Origin of the sequence: Trebonia sp. (assembly GCF_049794275.1) — a bacterium.
Taxonomy (GTDB): Bacteria; Actinomycetota; Actinomycetes; order Streptosporangiales; family Streptosporangiaceae; genus Trebonia.
Genome location: NZ_JBARCR010000195.1, coordinates 1 through 4158 on the forward strand (window position 1 = coordinate 1; position 4158 = coordinate 4158).

Below are 4158 nucleotides of genomic sequence, written 5' to 3' on the forward strand. Positions count from 1 at the left end.
CGCGGCTGAGAAGCCCGCTACGTCGCGGTAGGCGGACATAATGGCGGCGATCTCGGCGTCGCTAATGACGTCGGAGAGCCGGTCGAATGGCTGGTCACCAGTGCGCTCATAGACCTCGCGCAAGATGGCGTCCGGCGGGTTCCGGCGATTGGTAAGGACCACTTGAGCGGTTGCCTCTCGACGTTCGTCGTCATAGGCGCGCAACGCCGCCTCTGGCGAATCCCCGGCGCCGGCGAGGAGCGCCGCCAGCGCCTTCGCGTCGAGGATCGCCTGCGCCGATCCATTGGAGCCGCGCGGCACCATCGGGTGCGCGGCGTCGCCAAGGAGTGTGACACGCCCCCAGGTCCACCAGGGCAGCGGGTCCGAGTCGACCATCGGGTACTCGAGGACCTCCTCGGCGCCCCGGAATAGCGCGGGTACATCAAGCCACTCGAAGTGCCAGTCCTCGAAGCGCCCGATGAAGTCGCCCAGATCGCCCCGGCGGGTCCAGTCTCGCTGGGCCCGCTCGGGGCCTTCGACCTCGGCCAGCCAGTTGACCAGCTGGCTGCCGTTGCCGTCGACGTTCTCCCTGATCGGGTAAGCCACCAGCTTGCCATTGGCCAGCCAGCCTGCCCGTAGCATGCTGGCACCGGACAGGAACGGCGGATGAACGGTCGTGCCGCGCCACATCATGTAGCCGGTGTAGCGGGGCCTGCCCGCGTCCGGGTGCAGCTGTCTGCGCACCGCCGAGTGCACGCCGTCCGCGCCCACCAGCACGTCACCGGCCACCGAGGACCGCGTGCCGTCGGCGTGCTCGACGGTCACGGTCACCGCGTCGTCGTCCTGGGTGAAACCGGCGGCTCGGTGATCGAGGCGGATGACGTCCGCGCCGAGACGGTCGCGTACCGCATCGGAGAGCACCCGTTGCAGGTCGCCCCGATGGATGGAGAACTGCGGCCACGCGTACCCGGCGGCTAGGCCAGCCGGCTCACGGTAGATGAACTGGCCGTACCTGTTGAAGAAGATCGACTCCTTGGTGGTAACCGCGACCCTGGACAGCGCATCGTGCAGGCCAAGGCGGGACAGGGAATGGGTGGCGTGCGGCAGCAGGTTGATTCCGACACCCAGTTCCGCCATCTCCGGTGCCGCCTCGAGCAGCACGCACTCCATGCCGGCCGCGTGCAGCTCCAGGGCCACGGTGAGGCCGCCTATGCCGGCTCCGGCGATGATGACGGTAGGGTTCCTTGATTTCGTCGGCATCGCGCATTCCCTTCAGCCGCTAGTGCGAGTGCCCGCGATATAGGGACAATCGCAGTCCTGTCCGCGCTCCACCAGGGGTGAATGACCCGGTTTAGCTCCCTGTTCGTGACACTGGCGGCCCCTGGTCCTGGTGCTGGGCCAGCCATGCCGCGACCTGCGCGCGCGTGTTGATCCCTAGCTTGTTGAACAAGCGCTCCACGTGCCCGCCGACGGTGTGCGGGGACAGCACGAGCTCGGCGGCTATCGCCTTGTTCGTGCAGCCCTTCGCGATCAACTCCGCGACCTCCTGTTCGCGGCGGGTGAGCAGCGGCGCGCCCTCGTCGGCGGGCGGCGCGGGAATCCCGCCGGGCCCGCTGAGCACCTCAAGCGGGTGCGCCTTCCCATAATCGAAATGCTCACTAAAACGGGGCTGACCCAGCGCGTCCAGGGCTTCAACCCGGCACTGGTTGGAGGACTGGGCGAACAGCGGGAAGGCGCTGTCGATGGGCACTCCCTGGGACTGCCACTGCGTCGCGGCAGCGCCGAGCAGGCGGGCCGCGCTGTCATGCTCGCCGCGCGAGCCAGCTATCCAGGCCAGCAATTCGATCGACAGCACCGCGCTGGCCGAGTTGGCGTCCGGCGTGAACCTGAGCGATTGACGGGCCAGCTCGGCTGCATTCCCTTCGGGGTCGCCGTTCTTCCACAGGTCGAACCCGCGGGCCAATGTCGCCAAGCCCCGTGCCCACACCTCACCCCGCTCCTCCGCCAGCGCGATGGCTTCAGTGCACGCCGCCTGCGCAGCCGGACTGTCGCCGCACATGGTCAACGCTTGACCGTAAAGGAACAACGCCATGAGGACCATCGGCATGTCCTGCTGCTCTCGTAGCAGGGTGAGGCTCTCCGCGAGGCTCCGTGCCGCGTCGAACGGGTCGCCGGTGAACAGCGCCATGCTTCCGGCGAAGAGCTGGACATAGGCCTGCAGATGCTCATCGGCGAAGCGGTCAGCGATTTCCCCGCATTCGTGCCGCCACATCGCCGAGGCTTTGGTGTCGCCTTGAATCCGCGCGACCCACGCGGCGACCCACAGGGCATCGCCGCGCAAGGGCGACGCGTCACGGACCTGGTTCAGAACCTGGTCCAGCCGACGCCGCCCGGCGGCCGGGTAGTTCAGGGTCCAGTGATAGCGCAACGCCGACACGAGCTCGAGCGCGGCGGATTCGTCGTCGTTAGCCAGCGACCATTCCAGCGCCGTCATGAGATTGTCGTGTTCGCGGCGCATTGTCGCCAGCAGGCTGTTCTGGTCAGGGCCGCACCACCGGGCGCAGCACTCGCTCGCCAGGCGCAGATAGTAATCGCGATGCTTGCGCTGCACATGCCTTGTCAAGCCGCCCCTGGTGAGCAGCTCGCGCCCGTACTGCCGGATCGTCTCCAGCATCTGGTAGCGAGCCACCGGCGTCTCCGGCCGCGCCGAGATCACTGACTTGGCCACCAGGCCGTCCAGCCGGTCCACTATCACGTCGCGGGGCAGGCCCGAGCCCGCGCATGTCGCCTCCGCAGCGTTCAGGTCGAAATCACCAGGAAACACCGACAACCGGGCCCAGAGCTGTCGTTCCTGCTCCGAACACAGCTCGTGGCTCCAGTCCATCAGCGCGCGCAGCGTCCGCTGGCGCGGCATCGCGGCCGGACTACCGCGGTTGAGCAGCCGGAACCGGTCATCGAGACGGTCCGCGACCTGCTCCACCGACAGCGACCGCAGCCGGGTCGCGGCCAGCTCGATCGCCAGCGGCAGGCCGTCGAGCTGCGCGCACAGCCGCGCCACGGCGTCGCGGTTGCCGTCGTGCACAGCAAAGGCCGGCTGGACAGCCGTCGCCCGGTCGACCAGCAGCGTGACCGACTCGTACCTGCTGAGCATCTCAGCTGGCAGTTCGCTGTCCGGCTTCGGCGTCGGCAGCGGATCGACGATATGGACGTGCTCATCTGGCAATTCGACGGGCTGCCGGCTGGTGGCCAGCACCCGCAATCCGGACGCCTGGCGCAGGAGGCCGTCGACGAGTTCGGCGCAGGCCGGCAGGAGATGCTCGCAGTTGTCCAGCACCAGTAGCAGGCAGCGCTGGGACAAGTGGCGGGCCAGCTGTTCGAAAGCGGGCTGGGCGGACTGGTCAGGGATCCCCAGTGTTGCCATGATGGCGTCGGCGAGCTGCGCGGGGTCGTCGACGGCGGCGAGGTTGACGAGCCAAACGCCGTCCGGGAACGCCCGTCGGGTAAGCCCGGCCGCCTGGATTGCCAGGCGGGTCTTGCCTACCCCGCCAGGGCCTGTCAACGTCACCAGACGCGCCGCCTCCACCTGCCGCCTGATCTCGGCAAGCTCCCGCTGGCGGCCAACGAAGCTGCTGCCGAGGACTGGCAGGTTGCCGATAGGCCGCGCTGCCCTCGACTCATTCATACCAAGACCAGCTTGTCACTGCGCCGGGTCCTTCGAAAGTTGAAACGACAACCTGTTCCAGGTTAACGCCTGTTGCGGCGTGATCTGGGGCGCGCACCAGGGTACTCGCCCCTCCCGGGAGCCGGCCTGGAGCTGAGAGCGTTGCCGGTGGGCGTTGACGGGCTCGAACTGGGCAGTGACCGGTTCTGCGCCGGGCCGACGGGGTGCTGCTGCACATGGCCGACTACGACGTCGGCAGCCTGGCAGCGCGGAACCGCTGACGGAATTCTGGCACCAGGCGTTCCAGCCGCCAGGGCCCTGTTCCCGCGGGACTGGCCGGAGCTGCACGATCCTGCCGCGCGCGCTAACCGGGACCACGGGCCGGCCGAACACGGGGAAGCCCAGCTCCGCTGCAGCGTGTCCAGGGCGTTCGACACCACCCAACTATCCAGTACGCGAGCCGGTACGGCATCGGCTCCCCGCGGTCCACCTGGTCGCCGGTCACGGGCTCAGCCGGC

The 4158-nt window shown here is 68.4% G+C and carries 2 protein-coding genes; both read right to left on the reverse strand.

Annotation, left to right across the window (positions count from 1 at the left end; all coding sequences use genetic code 11):
- On the reverse strand, positions 1 to 1239 hold a 1239-nt coding region (locus WA805_RS05615; protein ID WP_422288836.1), incomplete at its 3' end, for a flavin-dependent oxidoreductase.
- A 91-nt stretch (positions 1240 to 1330) separates the two neighbouring features.
- Positions 1331 to 3661: a LuxR C-terminal-related transcriptional regulator gene (locus WA805_RS05620; RefSeq protein ID WP_424560948.1), complete on the reverse strand. Its 2331-nt coding sequence runs from the start codon at positions 3659 to 3661 to the stop codon at positions 1331 to 1333.
- Positions 3662 to 4158: the final 497 nt, after the last annotated feature.